Source organism: Mesorhizobium sp. M1D.F.Ca.ET.231.01.1.1 (assembly GCF_003999155.2).
GTDB lineage: Bacteria > Pseudomonadota > Alphaproteobacteria > Rhizobiales > Rhizobiaceae > Mesorhizobium.
Genome location: NZ_RZOZ02000211.1, coordinates 1 through 306, shown reverse-complemented (window position 1 = coordinate 306; position 306 = coordinate 1). Strand labels below are relative to the sequence as shown.

At 63.7% G+C, this 306-nt stretch carries 1 protein-coding gene; it reads left to right on the top strand.

The features are described 5' to 3' along the window. Positions 1–18 precede the first annotated feature (18 nt). Positions 19–306: FAD binding domain-containing protein (locus EN874_RS33005; protein WP_189396759.1), on the top strand; the 288-nt coding region annotated here is incomplete at its 3' end.

Genomic DNA, 306 nt, shown 5'->3' with positions numbered 1-306 from the left:
CACTGAGGAGGAGCGATCATGTATTCGGTCAATTATCATCGTGCCGCCTCGGTCGCTGATGCCGCCAGGCTGTTGAAGAACGGCGATGCCAAGCTGCTCTCCGGCGGCATGACTTTGATCCCCGCCATGAAGACGCGGCTGGCGGCGCCGTCGGACCTCGTCGACGTGTCGCGGCTGAAGGAGCTTCAGGGCGTCAAGGTGTCCGGCAAGACGGTCACCATAGGCGCGGCGACCACGCATTACGACGTCTCGGCCGACGCGAATTTGAAGAAGGCCTGCCCGGCGCTGGCGGAGATGGCATCGCTG